General features: G+C 71.6%; 16 protein-coding genes and 1 pseudogene. 5 read left to right on the plus strand and 12 right to left on the minus strand.

Translation table 11 applies throughout. From position 1 onward, the window contains the following. Positions 1 to 3: 3 nt before the first annotated feature. Positions 4 to 378, minus strand: a complete 375-nt coding sequence (locus IH45_RS0101675) for a CU044_2847 family protein (protein WP_030660083.1) — start codon at positions 376 to 378, stop codon at positions 4 to 6. Between the two features lie 215 nt (positions 379 to 593). Between IH45_RS0101675 and IH45_RS0101680 the strand changes: the two genes are divergently transcribed. After that, entirely contained in the window at positions 594 to 1,046 is a 453-nt protein-coding gene (locus IH45_RS0101680) for an ALF repeat-containing protein (RefSeq protein ID WP_030660085.1), read from the plus strand. An 84-nt stretch (positions 1,047 to 1,130) separates the two neighbouring features. Here IH45_RS0101680 and IH45_RS0101685 read toward each other — a convergent pair whose 3' ends face one another. Next, complete coding sequence (locus IH45_RS0101685; RefSeq protein WP_030660087.1) at positions 1,131 to 2,852, minus strand: BCCT family transporter; 1,722 nt, start codon at positions 2,850 to 2,852, stop codon at positions 1,131 to 1,133. A gap of 188 nt (positions 2,853 to 3,040) precedes the next feature. Between IH45_RS0101685 and IH45_RS0101690 the strand changes: the two genes are divergently transcribed. Next, a complete protein-coding gene (locus tag IH45_RS0101690) occupies positions 3,041 to 4,165 on the plus strand; it encodes a glycerate kinase (RefSeq protein WP_030660089.1) in 1,125 nt (374 codons plus the stop codon). A gap of 192 nt (positions 4,166 to 4,357) precedes the next feature. On the opposite strand, the gene pssA is transcribed toward IH45_RS0101690, so the two are convergent. From pssA to IH45_RS0101735, 9 genes and pseudogenes are all read right to left on the minus strand, one after another. Next, complete coding sequence (gene pssA / locus IH45_RS0101695) at positions 4,358 to 5,224, minus strand: CDP-diacylglycerol--serine O-phosphatidyltransferase (protein ID WP_030660090.1); 867 nt, start codon at positions 5,222 to 5,224, stop codon at positions 4,358 to 4,360. Then, a complete protein-coding gene (locus IH45_RS0101700; protein ID WP_003981813.1) occupies positions 5,211 to 5,858 on the minus strand; it encodes a phosphatidylserine decarboxylase in 648 nt (215 codons plus the stop codon). Before IH45_RS0101700 ends, pssA begins: the two co-directional genes overlap by 14 nt. Positions 5,859 to 6,027: 169 nt before the next feature. Then, positions 6,028 to 7,245 (minus strand): acyl-CoA dehydrogenase family protein, encoded by a 1,218-nt coding sequence (locus tag IH45_RS0101705; RefSeq protein ID WP_030660092.1) that lies wholly within the window; start codon positions 7,243 to 7,245, stop codon positions 6,028 to 6,030. A 1-nt stretch (position 7,246) separates the two neighbouring features. Beyond that, positions 7,247 to 7,768: a MaoC family dehydratase gene (locus IH45_RS0101710; protein WP_003981811.1), complete on the minus strand. Its 522-nt coding sequence runs from the start codon at positions 7,766 to 7,768 to the stop codon at positions 7,247 to 7,249. A gap of 5 nt (positions 7,769 to 7,773) precedes the next feature. Then, entirely contained in the window at positions 7,774 to 8,760 is a 987-nt protein-coding gene (locus IH45_RS0101715) for an HpcH/HpaI aldolase/citrate lyase family protein (RefSeq protein ID WP_030660094.1), read from the minus strand. Further along, positions 8,757 to 10,784, minus strand: a pseudogene (locus IH45_RS0101720) (protein meaA); the annotation flags it as partial. The pseudogene IH45_RS0101720 and the gene IH45_RS0101715, both read right to left, overlap by 4 nt. Positions 10,785 to 10,806: 22 nt before the next feature. Then, positions 10,807 to 12,144 carry a crotonyl-CoA carboxylase/reductase gene (gene ccrA, locus IH45_RS0101725; RefSeq protein WP_030660098.1) on the minus strand — a complete coding sequence of 446 codons (1,338 nt, stop codon included), beginning with the start codon at positions 12,142 to 12,144 and terminating at the stop codon, positions 10,807 to 10,809. A 442-nt stretch (positions 12,145 to 12,586) separates the two neighbouring features. Beyond that, positions 12,587 to 13,393, minus strand: coding sequence for a TetR family transcriptional regulator (locus tag IH45_RS0101730; protein WP_030660100.1), 807 nt, complete (start codon positions 13,391 to 13,393; stop codon positions 12,587 to 12,589). 136 nt (positions 13,394 to 13,529) lie between these two features. Continuing rightward, positions 13,530 to 15,398, minus strand: coding sequence for a 3-hydroxyacyl-CoA dehydrogenase family protein (locus IH45_RS0101735; RefSeq protein ID WP_078897119.1), 1,869 nt, complete (start codon positions 15,396 to 15,398; stop codon positions 13,530 to 13,532). A gap of 356 nt (positions 15,399 to 15,754) precedes the next feature. On the opposite strand from IH45_RS0101735, the gene IH45_RS0101740 reads away from it, so the two are divergent. After that, positions 15,755 to 16,381 (plus strand): HEAT repeat domain-containing protein, encoded by a 627-nt coding sequence (locus IH45_RS0101740; protein WP_030660103.1) that lies wholly within the window; start codon positions 15,755 to 15,757, stop codon positions 16,379 to 16,381. On the opposite strand, the gene IH45_RS0101745 is transcribed toward IH45_RS0101740, so the two are convergent. Then, positions 16,281 to 16,982, minus strand: coding sequence for a GNAT family N-acetyltransferase (locus tag IH45_RS0101745; protein WP_063762936.1), 702 nt, complete (start codon positions 16,980 to 16,982; stop codon positions 16,281 to 16,283). The genes IH45_RS0101740 and IH45_RS0101745 overlap by 101 nt on opposite strands. Positions 16,983 to 17,040: 58 nt before the next feature. On the opposite strand from IH45_RS0101745, the gene IH45_RS0101750 reads away from it, so the two are divergent. Then, positions 17,041 to 17,814, plus strand: coding sequence for an SDR family NAD(P)-dependent oxidoreductase (locus IH45_RS0101750; RefSeq protein WP_050514442.1), 774 nt, complete (start codon positions 17,041 to 17,043; stop codon positions 17,812 to 17,814). A 171-nt stretch (positions 17,815 to 17,985) separates the two neighbouring features. Continuing rightward, complete coding sequence (locus tag IH45_RS0101755) at positions 17,986 to 18,336, plus strand: MerR family transcriptional regulator (RefSeq protein WP_030660113.1); 351 nt, start codon at positions 17,986 to 17,988, stop codon at positions 18,334 to 18,336. The last annotated feature ends 1 nt before the right edge of the window (position 18,337 follow it).

Consider the following 18,337-nt stretch of genomic DNA (forward strand, 5'->3'; position numbering starts at 1 on the left):
GCCTCAGTCCCGTACCGGGAACTGCCAGCTCGCCGTGACCGTCATGCTCGCCTGCCCGCCGGCGCCCACCACGCCCAGCTTCAGGTCCTGGCCGATCTGCACGCCGAAGGTGACGGCCAGCTCCTGCGGCGGGTCGGGCGTGGCCAGCACCGCGTCGTGCACCTGCTGGAGCACCGGCCCCAGCGGGCTGAGCACGGCCCGCAGCGCGTCGGACGCCAGGGCGGCGATCCGGTCGCCGCTGCCCACCGGCGTGACCCCGCCGATCCCGCCGGGCAGGTCCGCGCCGCCCGCGCCCCCGGCCGGCTCGCCGACAGGCGCCAGCGCCACCCGGACCGTGGCCTCGCCGAGCGGGAATTCCCCGTAGTCGTAATGCGGCACAGCCTCATTGTCCTGATCAAGTCGCCCCGGGAGAAGGTGCGTTCACCGGTCGTTTCGGTTCCGGTACGCGGCGGCCGCACCCGCCCGCGCCGGGTGGCCGGGTGCCGGTACGGCAACGAAGGACGGCCGGGATTGCCGACTTCCGGCAGTGAAACCGGGGCGCTCCCTGACGATGATCTTGCTATCGGACGTTCGACCACGAAAGGCCCACGCCCATGCGACCCACCCGCGCTGCCCTGCTCGTCGCGGCCACCTGCCTGACGCCGGCCCTGCTCCTCGCCACTCCCGCGTTCGCCGCCGGCCCGGCGGTGACGCCGACGCCGACGCACGCGAAAGCCGCGTCCGGGACGCCGGTGGACGAGATGTCGAAGGGCGACCTCGCCTTCGCCATCGCCCGCCTCCTGGCGGAGGAGAGCACCGGCCAGGGAGTCCGCCGGGAAGCCCGCAAGGCCCTGGACGGCACTGTCGAGGACATGCGCGCCTTCGTGAAGACCGGTTACCGGCTCGCCCGCGCCGAGGACGACCGCTTCGCCATCCTCCGCATGCTGAACAGGGCGGACCTCGGCCCGGCTCTCCGCAAGGCCGCCGAGAAGGCCGTCAGCGACAACGTGCCGGAAGACATGCGGCACTTCCTGGAGGTCGGGCAGTACGAGCTCGGCGCCAAGTGACCTGAGCCGGAGCCGCGGCCCGGGGCGGGGCGGGGCGCTTGCGACGGCTCTCGCCGGGCATGCCCGCCCCACACCCCGCCCGCCCTACACCCCGGGCGTGCCCTGACCCGGCGTGTCCGTCTCGTCACCCGACCGCTTCGCGTCGGCCGCCCGGCGCAGCCGTGGGTGGCGAGTGCGGCCGCGGTCGGTGATCTCCTCGCCGACGATGGTGCGCACCGCGTCCCGCAGGCCGTGCATCGCGGGGTGCCGGGCGGGCCCGGCGCCCGGGTCTTCGCGCAGTTCCTTCAGCAGTGCCCAGCACAGCGCCAGCATCACGAACACGAACGGCAGCGCGACGAGGATCGTCGCCGTCTGGAGCGCCCCGAGCCCGCCCGCCACCAGCAGCACCGCGGCGACCGCGGCCATCAGGATGCCCCAGGTGACCACCAGCCAGGTGCGCGGATGCAGCGCGCCCCGGCTGGTCAGCGACCCCATCACCAGGGACGCGGAATCGGCGCTGGTGATGAAGTACGTCATCACCAGGATCATCGCCACCCACGAGGTCACGGTCCCGGCCGGCAGCGCGTCCAGCATCCCGAACAGCGATGCCTCGGCGTCCTTCGCGTGCTTCGCCAGGTCGGCCACGCCGCCGGCGTCCAGCCGGATCGCGCTGCCGCCCAGCACGCAGAACCAGATCATGGTCGCGCCGCTGGGCACCAGCAGGACGCCGACCAGGAACTCCCGTACGGTCCGCCCGTGCGAGATCCGGGCGATGAACGTGCCGACGAACGGCGCCCAGGACAGCCACCACGCCCAGTAGAAGACGGTCCAGACGCCCAGCCAGTCCGCGTCGGTGAACGCGCCGGTCCGCGAGGCCATCGGCAGCAGGTCGGCCAGGTAGCCGCCGACGCTGGCCGGGATGCTGTCCAGGACGTACACGGTCGGGCCGAGCACGAAGACGAACAGCATCAGCAGCGCCGCCAGCACGATGTTCATGGTGGACAGCCACTTGACGCCCTTGTGCAGGCCGGAGAAGGCCGAGGCCACGAACGCCGCGGACAGCGACACGATGATCACCAGCTGGACGGCCGTGCTGTCCGCCGTGCCCGTGGTGATGTTGAGCCCCCTGCTGACCTGGAGGGCGCCCAGGCCCAGGCTGGTGGCCGTACCGAAGACGGTCGCGAAGACGGCCAGCAGGTCGATCAGGTGCCCCAGTCGCCCGCCGGCCCGCCGCTCGCCGATCAGCGGGACGAAGGCGGAGCTGAGCCGGTTGCTGCGGCCCTTGCGGAAGCCCGCGTACGCCAGGGCCAGGCCCGCGATGCCGTAGATGGCCCACGGCGTCAGGGTCCAGTGGAAGAACGAGTACTCCAGCGCGGTACGGGCCGCGGCGCCGGTGTGCGGTGTGACGCCGCTGGCGGGCGGCGGGGAGACGTAGTGCTGCAAGGGCTCGCCCACGCCGTAGAACATCAGGCCGATGCCCATTCCGGCGCTGAACATCATCGCGATCCACGCCAGATTGCCGAATTCCGGTTCCGCGTCGTCCGTGCCGAGCCGGACCCGGCCGAAACGGCTGAACGCGATCAGGACGCACAGCACGAGAAAGACATCCGCGGCCACCACGAACAGCCAGCCGAAATTCCCCAGCACCCAGTTCAGCGCGGAATCGGTGACCGATTCGAAATTCTTTTTGCCCAGCGCCGCCCACGCCACCACCGCGAGCACCGCGGCCACCCCGACGCCGACCAGAACGAGATCGGGCGGCGGATCGTGTTCCGCGCCGCCGGGCCCGGAATTCGGCGTCGGTTCCTCGGACGTCTGCACGCTCATGGCGTCCCACTATGACCGGAAAAATATTGTTCCGCCGGATTGGCGCGCCGTCCGGCACCGCCGCTCCCTGTTCGCCGGAGCCCGCGCCGGATAAGGTCGCAGCGGCGCGACTGCCAGTTCGAAAGCAAGGGGAAACAGTGGCGGACGCAGCAAGGACACCGGCGGCAGACCGGGACCGGGCACCGCGGGTGCTGGTCGCCGCGGACAAATTCAAGGGTTCGCTCACCGCCGTCGAGGTCGCCGGACACGTCACGGCCGGGCTGCGCCGGGCCGTCCCGGGCCTCGCGGTGGAGTCGGTGCCGGTCGCGGACGGCGGCGACGGCACGGTCGCGGCCGCCCTGGCGGCGGGCTTCGCACGGCACGAGGCCCGGGTCACCGGCCCCGTCGGCGACCCGGTGACGGCCACCTTCGCGCTCCACGAGGACGGCACGGCCGTGGTGGAGATGGCGGAGGCGTCCGGCCTCCAGCACCTGCCGGACGGGCGCTTCGCACCGCTCACGGCCACCACGTACGGCACCGGCGAGCTGCTGCGCGCGGCGCTGGACGCGGGCGCCGGCACGATCGTCCTCGGCGTCGGCGGCAGCGCCACGACCGACGGCGGCGCGGGGATGCTCGCCGCCCTCGGCGCCCGCTTCCTGGACGCCGCGGGCGCCCCGCTCCCACCGGGCGGCGGCCCGCTGCGCGACCTGGTCACCGCCGATCTGACCGGCCTGGACCCCCGGCTCGCCGGTACGGACGTGGTGCTCGCCAGTGACGTGGACAACCCGCTCACCGGCCCGACGGGCGCCCCCGCCGTCTACGGGCCGCAGAAGGGCGCGAGCGAACAGGACGTCGCGGCACTGGACGCGGCCCTCGCCCACTACGCCAAGGTTCTGGAGGCCGCGGTGGGGCCGCGCGCCGCCGAGTGCGCCCTCGCGCCCGGCGCGGGCGCGGCGGGCGGCATCGGCTACGGCGCTCTGGTCGGCCTGGGCGCCGCCTTCCGGCCGGGCATCGACGTGATGCTGGAGGTGCTGGGCTTCGCCCCGGCCCTGGCCCGCGCCACCTTCGTCGTCACCGGGGAGGGCTCGCTGGACGAGCAGACCCTGCACGGCAAGGCACCGGCCGGGGTCGCGGCGGCGGCCCGTGCCGCGGGCCTGGACGTGGCGGCGGTCTGCGGGCGACTGGCCCTGCCGCCCGAGGTGCTGGGCCGGGCCGGCATCCGCCGCGCCTATCCGCTGACCGACCTGGAGCCGGACCCGGCGCGCTGCATGGCCGAGGCGGGGCCGCTCCTGGAGCGCGCCGCGGAGGCCCTGGCCCGGGACTTCCTGAGCTGACGGCGGTGACGGCGGTGACGGAGGTAGCTGCGGTGCCCGTGGTGGCCGTACGGCGCTGACACGGGCCGCCAGGGGGCGCGGCGGGCGCCTGGGCGCGCCCCGTGCGCCTCCGCGCTTCCGGATACGGCAAAAGGCCCCCGCCGAGCTGCTGCGCTCGGCGGGGGCCTTTCGTGGTCCGAAGGCCGGTGGCCGCTACGGGATCTGCTGCACCTGCGCGCTGCGCGCCTCGCGGCGGTTGTCGCGGAAGGCGTTGACCCGGCGGGCCGTCGCGAAGACCGGGATCATCGCGCCCAGCACGATCTGGAGGGCGCAGCCGGTCTGCAGGAGCATCTGGCCGCCGGGGGCGTCCAGCGCCCAGGCCGCCAGCATGCCCATGCTCAGCACGATCCAGCTGAGCATCGCCACCGCGAGCCGTCCCCGCGGCTTCGGGTACTCGACCCGGCTCACCATCAGCCAGGCCACGCCGATGATCGCCAGCAGCGTCGGTACGAAGGGCAGCTCCAGCAGGACGATCGCGACGACGGTCAGCGCGCCGAACGGGCTCGGCATGCCCTGGAAGATGCCGTCCCGCAGCGTCACACAGGAGAACCGGGCCAGCCGCAGCACCACCGCCAGCAGCACCACCACCGCCGCGACCACCGAGACCCGCTGGAGCTGGTGGGCGTCCGGGGCGACCATGCCCCAGGTGACGACGAAGTACGCCGGCGCCAGTCCGAAGCTGATCAGGTCGGAGAGGTTGTCGAGCTCGGCCCCCATTGCCGAGGCGCGCAGCTTGCGCGCGACGAGCCCGTCGAACAGGTCGAAGATGGAGGCCAGCAGCATCAGGATCACCGCCATGGCGGCGCTGTGCCGCGCCATCCCGCCGTCCTCGTTGCCCGTCAGGTGGGGGATGAGGACGCCGGTGGTGGTGAAGTAGACGGCCATGAAGCCGCAGATGGCGTTGCCGAGGGTGAGGGTGTCCGCGATCGACAGCCGCGTCGACAGGGGCATGTCGTCGGCCGCGTCCTCCTCGACCTCCGCGACCCAGCCGGACTGGGTGTCGGGATCAATCACGGTCAAGGCGTGTCACCCCCGCGGTGGTGGCCTGGCCGACCTCGACCGCGGCCTCGACACCCGCCGGGAGGTAGACGTCGACGCGCGACCCGAAGCGGATCAGGCCGATGCGCTCGCCCTGCTCCACCTTCGTGCCCTGGGGGACGTAGGGGACGATGCGGCGGGCCACGGCACCGGCGATCTGCACCATCTCGATGTCGCCGAGCTCGGTGTCGAAGTGCCAGACCACCCGCTCGTTGTTCTCGCTCTCCTTGTTGAACGCCGGGACGAACCCGCCGGGGATGTGCTCCACGGACGTCACCGTGCCGGCCAGCGGGGCGCGGTTGACGTGGACGTTCAGCGGGCTCATGAAGATCGCGACGCGGGTGCGTCCGTCCTTCCACGGCATGATGCTCTGCACCACGCCGTCGGCCGGGGAGATGACCCGGCCCTGAGCGATCTCGCGCTCAGGGTCGCGGAAGAACCACAGCATGCCCGCCGCCAGGGCGGTGGCGGGCACGGCGGCGGCAGCCCAGCGTCCCGAGCGGCGGGAACGGGCCAGGCTGACCGCGGCCGTCGCGACGGTCGGCAGAAGCCACGGCGACGCTCCGCGCGCGAGGCGGACGCGACCGCGTTGTGCAGAGGATTGGCTGTGGGGCATGGATGACCTTCGTAGCGGAGGATGCCGCATATGCAATGGGGGACGGCGGCTTTCCCGGGATGGTATCGGTTGCGGGCGGCAACTGGCCAAGAGCCAGAGCCAATCCGTGGCCGAACAACGATGACGGGGTGTGATCTTCGTCCTGAAGAAAACACCCCAAATCGGGCGTTCACCCCTGGATTCGGTACTCCTCCAGTAGCCGTCGGCCGATGATCATTTTCTGGATCTCGGCGGTTCCTTCACCGATGAGGAGCATCGGTGCCTCCCGGTAGAGGCGCTCGATCTCGTACTCCTTGGAGAAGCCGTAGCCGCCGTGGATGCGGAACGCGTCCTCCACCACCTCCTTGCAGTACTCGGAGGCCAGGTACTTGGCCATGCCCGCTTCAAGGTCGTTTCGCTGTCCGGAGTCCTTTTTGCGAGCGGCGTTGACCATCATCGCATGGGCGGCTTCCACCTTTGTCGCCATTTCGGCAAGTTTGAACTGGATCGCCTGGTGCTGGGCGATCGGCTTGCCGAACGTGTGCCGCTGCTGCGCGTACGAAACGCCCAGCTCGAAGGCGCGCTGCGCGACGCCGCAGCCCCGCGCGGCCACATTCACCCGTCCGACCTCGACGCCGTCCATCATGTGATAGAAGCCACGTCCGGTCTCGCCGCCGAGGACCCGGTCGGCGGGGACCCGCAGCCCGTCCATGATCAGTTCGGTGGTGTCCACCCCCTTGTAGCCCATTTTGTCGATCTTGCCGGGGATGGTCAGACCCGGCCGGACCTCGCCGAAGCCGGCCTCCTTCTCCACGAGGAAGGTGGTCATCGACTTGTGCGGCGCGGTGCCCTCCGGGTGGCCCTCGTCCGTACGGCACAGCACCGCGACCAGAGTTGACGAACCGCCGTTGGTCAGCCACATCTTCTGACCGGTCAGTACGAAATCCCCGTCGTCCCCGCCGTCCCGCACGCCCTTGGACGTGATGGCCGAGACGTCCGAGCCGAGCGCCGGCTCCGACATCGAGAAGGCGCCGCGGATCTCGCCCGCCGCCATCTTCGGCAGGAAGTACTCCTTCTGCTCCTGCGTGCCGTGCTGCTTGAGCATGTACGCCACGATGAAGTGGGTGTTGATGATGCCCGACACGCTCATCCAGCCGCGGGCGATCTCCTCCACCGTCAGCGCGTACGTCAGCAGCGATTCGCCGAGCCCGCCGTACTCCTCCGGAATCATCAGCCCGAAGACGCCGAGATCCTTCAGCCCCTCGACTATCCGCGTCGGGTACTCGTCGCGGTGCTCCAGCTCGGTGGCGACCGGGAGAATCTCTTTGTCGACGAAGTCGCGGACCGTCGAGAGGATTTCCCGCTGGATGTCCGTCAGGCCCTCGGTCTGCGCGAGGCGTCCGCTCATCTCACTTCTCCTTACGGGCCGGTTCCCGCAGTTCGGGGCGGCCCGGCTGCTCGCCGCCGCGCTCCTTGACGTACGTGGCGGTGGGCACCATCACCTTGCGCCGGAAGACGCACACCAGGGTGCCGTCCTGCTTGTAGCCCTTGGTCTCCACGTACACGATCCCGCGGTCGCTCTTCGACTTCGACGGCGTCTTGTCCAGCACCGTCGTCTCGCCGTAGAGGGTGTCCCCGTGGAATGTGGGCGCGACATGCTTCAGCGACTCGATTTCGAGGTTCGCGATCGCCTTGCCCGACACATCCGGCACCGACATCCCCAGCAACAGCGAGTAGATGTAGTTCCCGACGACGACATTCTTCCCGAAGTCGGTCGTCCGCTCGGCATAGTTGCTGTCCATGTGCAGCGGGTGGTGATTCATCGTGAGCAGGCAGAAGAGGTGGTCGTCGTATTCCGTGACCGTCTTTCCCGGCCAGTGCTTGTAGACGTCCCCGACGGTGAATTCCTCATAGGTACGGCCGAACTGCATCGCGCTCACGCCTCCGGGGCTTCGAACTTCGAGGTACGGGTCATGCCGGCGGCGCGGCCCTTTCCGGAGATGACCAGCGCCATCTTGCGGCTGGCCTCGTCGATCATCTCGTCACCGAGCATCGCGGAACCCTTCTTCCCGCCCGCCTCGGAGGTGTGCCACGCGTACGCGTCCAGGATCAGCTCCGCGTGGTCGTAGTCCTCCTGCGTGGGCGAGAACACCTCGTTGGCGGCCTCGACCTGACCCGGGTGCAGCACCCACTTGCCGTCGAAGCCCAGCGCCGCGGCGCGCCCGGCGACCTCCTTGTAGCCGTCCACGTTCTTGATCTGGAGGTAGGGGCCGTCGATGGCCTGGAGGTCGTTGGCGCGGGCCGCCATCAGGATGCGCATGAGGATGTAGTGGTACGCGTCCGCGCCGTACCCGGGCGGCTGCTCGCCCACGACCAGCGTCTTCATGTTGATGGAGGCCATGAAGTCGGCCGGGCCGAAGATGATGGTCTCCAGGCGCGGCGACGCGGCGGCGATGTCGTCCACGTTCACCAGGCCCCTGGCGTTCTCGATCTGCGCCTCGATGCCGATCCGGCCGGCCTCGAAGCCCATGGTCTTCTCGATCTGGCTCAGCAGCAGGTCCAGCGCGACCACCTGCTGGGCGTCCTGCACCTTCGGCAGCATGATGCAGTCCAGGTTCTGGCCCGCGCCCTCGACGACGGTGATGACGTCCCGGTAGGTCCACTCCGTGGTCCAGTCGTTGACCCGCACGACGCGCGTCTTGCCGGTCCAGTCGCCGGTGTTCAGCGCGTCGACGATGTTGTGCCGCGCGCCCGGCTTCGCCAGCGGCGCGCAGGCGTCCTCCAGGTCCAGGAACACCTGGTCCGCGGGCAGGCCCTGGGCCTTCTCCAGGAAGCGCGGATTGCTGCCGGGCACGGCGAGGCAGGAACGGCGCGGGCGGAGCCGGTTGCCGTCGGAAGGGGCGGCGGGAGCGGGGCGGGTCATGCGGGGACCTCCAGAGGGTCGAGCTTGTTCGCGGTACGGATCTCGTCGACGATACGGCCGATGATCTCCGTGATACCGAAGTCTTTCGGGGTGAAAACGGCCGCCACTCCGGCTTCCCGGAGGGCCGCCGCGTCGGCGGCGGGGATGATGCCGCCCACGATGACGGGAATGTCCGGTGCGCCGCTGCGGCGCATCCGCGCCAGCACGTCCGGCACCAGCTCGGCGTGCGAGCCGGACAGGATCGACAGCCCCACGCAGTGCACGTCCTCGGCGACGGCCGCCGCGACGATCTGCTCCGGGGTCAGCCGGATGCCCTGGTAGACCACCTCGAAGCCGGCGTCCCTGGCCCGTACGGCGATCTGCTCCGCGCCGTTGCTGTGCCCGTCCAGGCCGGGCTTGCCGACCAGCAGGCGCAGCCGGCCGCCGCCCAGGTCGGCGGCGGTGCGCTCGACCTTCGCGCGGACCGCGGCGAGCGGGGTGCCCGCCTCGGCGGTGACCGCGAGCGGTGCCCCGGAGACGCCGGTCGGCGCCCGGAACTCGCCGAAGACGTCCCGCAGGGCCCAGGCCCACTCGCCGGTCGTGACGCCCGCGCGGGCGCATTCGAGGGTCGCCGCGAACAGGTTCGTGTCGCCGGCCGCGGCCTTCTTCAGCGCCGACAGCGCCTCCTGTGCGCGGCCCTCGTCGCGGTTGTCCCGCCAGGTGTGCAGCGCCCGCACCACGCCCGCCTCGTTGTCCGGGTCGACGGTCATGATGGCGGTGTCCAGGTCGGCGGTGAGCGGGTTCGGCTCGGTCGACTCGTAGCAGTTGACGCCGACGATCTTCTCCTCGCCCGCCTCGATCCGGGCCCGCCGCTCCGCGTGCGAGGAGACCAGCTGCGACTTCAGGTAGCCGGACTCGACGGCCGCCATCGCCCCGCCCATCTCCGCGATACGGTCCATCTCCGCCAGGCTGCCCCGGACCAGCTCCTCGACCTTGGCCTCGATGACGTGCGACCCGGCGAAGACGTCCTCGTACTCCAGCAGGTCCGACTCGTGGGCCAGCACCTGCTGGATGCGCAGCGACCACTGCTGGTCCCACGGCCGCGGCAGCCCCAGCGCCTCGTTCCAGGCCGGGAGCTGTACGGCACGGGCGCGGGCGTCCTTGGACAGGGTGACGGCCAGCATCTCCAGCACGATCCGCTGGACGTTGTTCTCCGGCTGCGCCTCGGTCAGGCCGAGCGAGTTGACCTGGACGCCGTACCGGAAGCGGCGCTGCTTGGGGTTCTCGACGCCGTACCGCTCCCGGGTGACCTGCTCCCAGATGCGGCCGAAGGCGCGCATCTTGCACATCTCCTCGATGAACCGGACCCCGGCGTTCACGAAGAAGGAGATCCGTGCGACCACGTCACCGAACTTCTCCGGCGGCACCTGCCCGGAGTCCCGTACCGCGTCGAGCACGGCGACCGCGGTGCTCATCGCGTACGCGATCTCCTGGACCGGTGTGGCCCCCGCCTCCTGCAGGTGGTAGCTGCAGATGTTGATCGGGTTCCACTTCGGGATGTGCGCCACCGTGTACGCGATCATGTCGGTGGTCAGCCGCAGACTCGGCCCCGGCGGGAAGACGTGCGTCCCGCGCGAGAGGTACTCCTTGACGATGTCGTTCTGCGTCGTGCCCGACAGCTTGGTGATGTCGGCGCCCTGCTCCTCGGCGACGACCTCGTACAGCGCCAGCAGCCACATGGCGGTGGCGTTGATGGTCATCGAGGTGTTCATCTGCTCCAGGGGGATGTCCTGGAACAGGCGTCGCATGTCACCGAGGTGGGAGACGGGGACCCCGACCCGGCCGACCTCGCCGCGGGCGAGGACGTGGTCCGGGTCGTAACCGGTCTGCGTCGGCAGGTCGAAGGCGACCGACAGGCCCGTCTGGCCCTTGGCGAGGTTGCGCCGGTAGAGCGCGTTGGAGGCCTCGGCGGTGGAGTGCCCGGCGTAGGTCCGCATCAGCCACGGACGATCCTTGTGACGTTCGGTCATGTTGGTCCCGTACTCTCGGGGTCTCCGTCCGTCCGGATCAGACGTTCCGGAAGCGGTTGATGGCGTCGATGTGCTCGGCCCGCATCTCGGCGTCGCGCACGCCCATGCCCTCCTCGGGCGCCAGCGCGAGCACGCCGACCTTGCCCTGGTGGAGGTTGCGGTGCACGTCGTACGCCGCCTGCCCGGTCTCCTCCAGGGAGTACGTCTTCGACAGCGTCGGGTGGATCTTGCCCTTGGCGATCAGGCGGTTGGCCTCCCACGCCTCGCGGTAGTTGGCGAAGTGCGAGCCGACGATGCGCTTGAGCGACATCCACAGGTAGCGGTTGTCGTACTCGTGCATGTAGCCGGAGGTCGAGGCGCAGGTGGTGATGGTGCCGCCCTTGCGGGTGACGTACACCGAGGCGCCGAAGGTCTCGCGGCCGGGGTGCTCGAAGACGATGTCGATGTCCTCCCCGCCGGTCAGCTCCCGGATGCGCTTGCCGAAGCGCTTCCACTCCTTCGGGTCCTGGGTCCGCTCGTCCTTCCAGAACCTGTACCCCTCGGCGTTCCGGTCGATGATCGCCTCGGCGCCCATCTTCCGGCAGATCTCCGCCTTCTGGTCGCTGGAGACCACACAGACCGGGTTGGCGCCGCCGGCCAGCGCGAACTGCGTGGCGTACGAGCCGAGTCCGCCGCTGGCGCCCCAGATCAGCACGTTGTCGCCCTGCTTCATGCCGGCGCCGTTGCGGGAGACCAGCTGGCGGTACGCGGTGGAGTTGACCAGCCCGGGCGCCGCCGCCTCCTCCCAGCTCAGGTGCCCCGGCTTGGGCATCAGCTGGTTGGACTTGACGAGCGCGATCTCGGCGAGGCCGCCGAAGTTGGTCTCGAAGCCCCAGATGCGCTGCTCGGGGTCGAGCATCGTGTCGTTGTGCCCGTCGGCGGACTCCAGCTCGACGGACAGGCAGTGCGCGACCACCTCGTCGCCGGGCTTCCAGGAGTTCACGCCGGGCCCGGTGCGCAGCACGACGCCCGCCAGGTCGGAGCCGATGACGTGGTACGGCAGGTCGTGGCGCTTGGTCAGCGGCGACAGCCTGCCGTAGCGCTCCAGGAAGGCGAACGTGGAGACCGGCTCGAAGATCGAGGTCCAGACGCTGTTGTAGTTCACCGAGGAGGCCATGACAGCCACCAGGGCCTCGCCGGGGCCCAGTTCGGGCACCGGCACCTCCTCGATGTGCAGCGACTTGCGGGGGTCCTTCTCCTTGGTGGACAGGCCGTCGAACATGTCGGCCTCGTCCTTGTGCACGGTCACCGCGCGGTAGGAGTCGGGCAGGGGCAGAGCGGCGAAGTCTTCGCTGGTGCTCTCTGGCGCGAGGATCGCGTCAAGTATCTGGTTCACGGTGTGCCTCCGGCGAAGCCAGTCGAAAGCGGCTTGAGGGTACGTCGGGGGTGGTGCAGGGAGAGCCGTCGGTCCAGCTGAGGGTGTTGCGGCTGAAGGGTGTTTGCGGCTGAGGGGTGTTCCGGCAGCGCGGGTAGCGCGGTGGGAGTGCCTGTGACGCAGGCGTCCGGGCGGGCAGGCACGAGAGGCTTGCTGGGACAGCCGGCACGCGGTGGATGTCCGCGTGCCGGCCGCCCGGACAACATCAACGTATGACACCGCGTGCCAGCCGACAAGACACTGAGTGCCAACAATTTCTCTCAGATGTCATCTGGGGGCCACGCATGAGCGGCCCGATGTCTGGTCGAAATGGTGAAATGTCGCCCCTTAAGGGGCGAAGTGGTGGGCATGACTCCGGCGCCGGAGGTGGTGCACGCCACCCCGGCGCCGGAGCGCAGGTATCTCAGGACCGCTGCTTGAGCGCCTTCTCGATCGTGCGCATGACCTCGTCCAGCGGCGCGTCCGTACGGGCCACGGTCACCAGGACCTCGCCCTGCCTCGCCGTCCGCGCCGGGGGCGCCTGGCGGCCCGCCCCGCCCCGGCCGGCTCCGATACCGGTGCCGAAGGTGGCGCGGACGATCGCGAAGGCGTGGTCGAGCTGGGCCTCCACGTCCCCCTCGGCGCCCGCCCGCAGCCAGCGCCGCAGTACGTGGTTGTGCGCGGTGACGACGGCGGAGGCGGCGACCTCGGCGAGCAGCGGGTCGTCGTCGCCCTCGTGGTGGGCGCCCTCGTCGAAGTGGCCGAGGAGGTAGCGGGTGAAGAGCCGTTCGTAGCGGGCCACCGAGGCGATCTCGGCCTCGCGGAGGGTGGGCACCTCGCGGGTCAGCCGGTAGCGGGCCACGGAGACGGCGGGGGAGGCCGCGTACATCCGCATGACCTCCTTGATGCCCCGGCAGACCGTGTCGAGCGGGTGCTCGTGCGCGGGCGCCGCGTCCAGGACGGCCTCGGCCCGTACGAGGGTGTCGTCGTGGTCGGGGAAGATCGCCTCTTCCTTGGAGCGGAAGTGGCGGAAGAACGTGCGGCGGGCGACGCCGGCCGCGGCCGCGATCTCGTCGACCGTCGTCGCCTCGTAGCCCTTGGCAGCGAACAGTTCCATCGCGGCGGCCGCCAGTTCACGGCGCATCTTCAGGCGTTGGGCGGCGGCCCGGCGGGTGCCGGGGGTGGTCGGTTCGGTTCCGTCGGACGGCTGCGTACGGGCGGGCTGGGACATGTGGGGACGGTACTGCATATTCCCGCTGCCTGCGGCATCAGCCGTCGCACGGGCCCCTGAGGGGTGCGGGCCGCCGGAGGGATCCAGCAGCCCGCCCCACCCGCCGCCGGCCGGCGGCCGGGCCGTCCGCCACGCGTCAGCGCCGGGCGTACTCACGGAAGCCGCGGCCGGTCTTGCGGCCCAGGCAGCCCGCGGCGACGAGGTGTTCCAGCAGCGGGGCCGGTGCCAGGCCGGGATCGCGGAACTCGGCGTGCAGCACCTTCTCGATGGCCAGCGAGACGTCCAGGCCCACCACGTCGAGCAGTTCGAACGGGCCCATCGGGTAGCCGCCGCCGAGCTTCATCGCGGCGTCGATGGCGTCCGGCGTCGCGTAGTGCTCCTGCACCATCTTGACCGCGTTGTTCAGGTACGGGAACAGCAGGGCGTTGACGATGAAGCCGGCCCGGTCGCCGCAGTCCACCGGGTGCTTGCGGACCCGGGCGCACACCGCGCGCACGGTCGCGTGCACATCGTCCGCGGTCAGGACCGTGCGCACGACCTCGACCAGCTTCATGGCGGGCGCCGGGTTGAAGAAGTGCATCCCGATCACGTCCTGCGGGCGCGAGGTGGCCCGCGCGCAGGCCACCACGGGCAGCGAGGAGGTCGTGGTGGCCAGGACGGCGCCCGGCTTGCACACCTTGTCCAGCGTCGCGAACAGCTGCCGCTTGATCTCCAGGTCCTCGGCGACCGCCTCGACCGCCAGGTCCACGTCGGCGAGCGCGTCCAGCGTCCCGGCCGGGGTGATCGCGTCGAGGGCGGCCTGCCGAGCCTCGGCGGTCAGCCGCCCCTTCTTCACGGAGCGGTCCAGCGACTTGGCGACGCGCGCCTTGGCCGTCTCGGCCTTCTCCAGGCTGCGGGCCGCCAGCACCACCGGGAGGCCGGCCTTGGCGAAGACCTCGGCGATCCCGCTCGCCATCGTCCCCGAGCCGGCCACCCCGACGCCGCGCACCGTGCGCCCTGCGGCCGGTTCGTGGGTCTCGGCGGGCGAGTGGCCGTCCGGCACGACGGCCGCGCTGCCCGGCGCCTCGTACGTGTAGAAGCCGCGGCCCGCCTTGCGGCCGGTCAGCCCCGCCTCGGCGAGCTGGCCGAGGATCGGCGCGGGCGCGTGCAGCCGGTCGCGGGAGGCGGCGTACATGGCCTCCAGGACCGTACGGGCGGTGTCCACGCCGATCAGGTCGAGCAGCGCCAGCGGGCCCATGGGCAGGCCGCAGCCCAGCTTCATCGCGGCGTCGATGTCCTCGCGGGTCGCGTACCGGGACTCGTACATCGCGGCGGCCTGGTTCAGGTAGCCGAACAGCAGCCCGTCGGCGACGAAGCCGGGCCGGTCGCCGACCGCGATCGGCTCCTTGCCCAGCTCGCGGGCCAGCTCGGTGACGGCCGTGACGGCGGTCGGCGCGGTCAGCACGCAGGAGACCACCTCGACCAGCTTCATGGCCGGCGCCGGGTTGAAGAAGTGCAGGCCCAGGACGCGTTCCGGGTGCCGGGAGTCGGCCGCCAGGCGGGTCACGGACAGCGCGTTGGTGCCGGTGGCGAGGACGGCGTCGGGCCGCACGATGGTGTCGAGCTCGGCGAAGACCTGCCGCTTGAGCTCGTAGTCCTCGGGCACGACCTCGATGACGAGATCCGCGTCGGCGGCGGCCTGCAGGTCGCGGAACGTGCGGAAGCGGGCCAGGGCGTCCTGGCGCTCGCGCTCGGTGACGCGCTCCCGGCGCACCGCCCGCGCGGTGGACGCCTCCAGGGCCGCGACGGCGCGGCGCGCCGCGGTGTCGTCGATGTCGATGCCGATCACCTCGCGGCCGGCGCGGGTGAGCACCTCGGCTATGCCGGTGCCCATCGTGCCGAGGCCGACGACGGCCACGGTGGCGGGCGTTCGGGGCGCGGGGGGTGAAGAGGCGGGGGAGGCGGGGGAGACCTGGGGAACGGTGGCGGCGTCGGCCGGACGGCCGGGTGTGGACTGAGGGTCCATCGCGAGACTCCAGGAGGTGGATCCCGTGCGGACAGAGGTTCCCGAGGGAAGAAATCCCATGTGCGCAGGGGAAAGTGACGACTGAGGAGGGGCCGGGCACATGCAGAACACGCATGACCCTAGCGGATGATGATCGGCGGGCCCTGTCCCGAGGCCGAGCCGTGAATGCGTGCTGGACGCCGAACCGACTGCACGTGTGGCGGCTGCGTCACCAGGCCGCCGGGGCAGGGGTGCTGCCCGTGCCCGGTAGCTTAACTCGTCGGTAACCAGCTGCGCCAGGGGGTGGCGCGGGGATTTAGGCTGTGGCTCGGGCCACGTCGCACGTACCGTGAGAAATCCGCGGGAGGGAGCGGCAAATGGAAGATGAATTCCACGAGTTGACGGACCGGGTGCGCGCCGAACTCCGCTCCCCGCAGGATCTCGTCGCCTACGAGCGGCTCCTCGGGCTGGCGCGCAAGAAGACCCCCGCGGGGCGCGAGGAGCTGGCCCAGGTGCTGACCGCCGTCGAGCGCCCGCTGTGGGCCCGCGAGATCGCCGCGTTCATCCTGGGGACCGCGGGCGACCGCCGCGCCTTCGAGACCCTCGTCCTGCTCCTGAACTACCGCGACCCGGTGCGCTGCGCCACCGCCGCACACGCCCTCGGCCGTCTCGGCGACCCGCGCACCGCCCGCGCCGCCGCCGCCCTCGCCACCAACCCCCTGCGCACCGCCTACGCCCTGCACCCGGTCCGCCTCCTGGCCGAACTCCGCGCCCCCGAATCCGTCCCCGCCCTGATAGCCACCCTGGAACGCCTCCTCACCCCCCACAACCCGTACTGGCGCGTGGCCCTGGCCTGCGTCGAAGGCCTGGGCGCCCTGGGCGACCGCCGAGCGGTCCCGGTCCTCACCGCGGCTTGCGATCACCCCCGGCTGGCCGCGGCGGCAGCGGCCTCGCTGGCGCGGCTGGGGGTGCAGGAGGAGCCGGGGGAGAGGGCGGGGTCTTGAGGGGCACAGCGTTGAGGGGCACGGCCTTGAGGGGCACGGCCTCGGGGCGGGCCCGTCGGTCCGGGGCGGGTGCGAGGGAGCGCTGATAGCGCACCTCGGGTACGGGGGTGCCTGCGACCTCGTACGTGTCCTCCGCGCCGTCCGCCAGAAAACCGGCCCGTTCGTAGAAGCGGCGGGCGCGGGCGTTGCCCTTGAGGACCCATAGGCACAGCGTGCGGAAGCCCTGCTGCGCGGCCCGCAGCAGGCAGGCGTCCATCAGCGCGTGCCCGATCCCCGTGCCGATGTGCTCCGGGGGTAGGTAGAGGGCGTACAGCTCGCCCCCGGACGGCCTCCGCGGGCCTCCGTCCTGGTCGCGGACCGGCCCGAAGGCGGCCCAGCCGACGAGGCCGCCGTCCCGCTCCGCCATGAGATTGACCACCTCGGGCGGCGCCGCGGCGAAGAACGCGCGCCGCCGTTCGGCGTCCTCGGCCGGGTCCATCCCGTCCAGGTACGCCTGCGGCATCAGCCCCGCGTAGGCGGCCTGCCAGCCGCGTATCCGGATGACCGCCACCGCGCCGATGTCGTCCGCCGTCATGTCCCGTATCCGTAAGCGCTCCACCATGAGCGCGACGCTAGGCGTTTGACCTTGACACTGGCGACAACGTTTCAGGCTGTGGCCCATGAGTACGCAACAGCCGCTCGGGCGGCAGCAGGAGCAGGGCCGTGTCGTCGTGGTGACGGGCGCGGGGACCGGGATCGGGCGGGCCACGGCACGGCGGTTCGCGGCGGGAGGGGACCGGGTGGTCGCCGTGGGGCGGCGGCCCGGGCCGCTGGCCGAGACCGCGGAGGGGTACGGGACGATCGAGCCGTACGCCGCCGACATCACCGCCGACGGGGCCGCGGAGGAGATCATCGGGCACGCGGTACGGCGCCACGGGCGGGTGGACGTGCTGGTCAACAACGCCGGGATCGTGGGCAGCGGGGGCCTGGGGTCGCTGACCCGGGAGCTGATCGAGCCGCAGCTCGCGACCAACCTGGTGGCGCCGGTGCTGCTGACGCAGGCGGCGCTGCCGTACCTGGAGGCCACCGGCGGCGTGGTGGTGAACATCAGCACCTCGGTCGGACAGCGGGCCTGGCCGGGGAACGCGGTCTACGGCGCCACCAAGGCCGGCCTCGAACTGCTCACCCGCAGCTGGGCGGTGGAACTGGCCCCGCGCGGCATCCGCGTCGTGGGCGTCGCGCCCGGGGCGGTCGACACCCCCATCGGGGAGCACCGGGGGCTGACCGCCGAGCAGCGGGCGGCGGTCCGGGAGTGGCAGGTCGGGCATACGCCGCTGGGGCGGGTGGGGCGGCCGGAGGAGGTCGCGTGGGCCGTCGTACAGCTCGCCTCGGCCGGGGCGTCGTTCGTGACGGGAGTGATCCTCCCGGTCGACGGCGGCGCGGTGGTGGCCTGACGCCGCCCGGGCTCCGCGGCCCGGGCCGGCCGCCTGACGCGTGCGGGCCGGGCTCCCTGTCCGGCCGCCCAGCCGTCCGGCCGTCCGGCCTTCGAGGGGAACCCCTAGGTTCCGCCCTCGCCCGGGCCTTGTCAGTGCCTCCTGCTACAACAATGGCAGGAGGTGAGGCCGGTGCGGATCGGCGAGCTGGCCGCGGTGACAGGGGTGTCTTCGCGGGCCTTGCGGCACTACGAAAGGGCGGGACTGATCACATCGGACCGCACGCACAACGGCTACCGGGTGTACGACGCGGGCGCCGCCGTCCGCGTGCGCAACATCCGCCACCTGCTGGACGCGGGACTGACCCTGGCCGATGTGAGCTGCTTCACGGCCTGCCTGGACGGGGACATGACGACGGCGCCGCCGTCGGCCGAGGGGCTGCGCATAGCCCGCGAGCGACTCGCCGTCATCGACGACCGCATAGCCGCCCAGACCCGGGCCCGGGACCGGCTGGCTTCCGCTCTTGCGGTGGCGGAGGCGTAGG

It is taken from the genome of Streptomyces rimosus subsp. rimosus (assembly GCF_000720725.1).
In the GTDB taxonomy this organism is placed as follows: Bacteria; Actinomycetota; Actinomycetes; order Streptomycetales; family Streptomycetaceae; genus Streptomyces; species Streptomyces rimosus_A.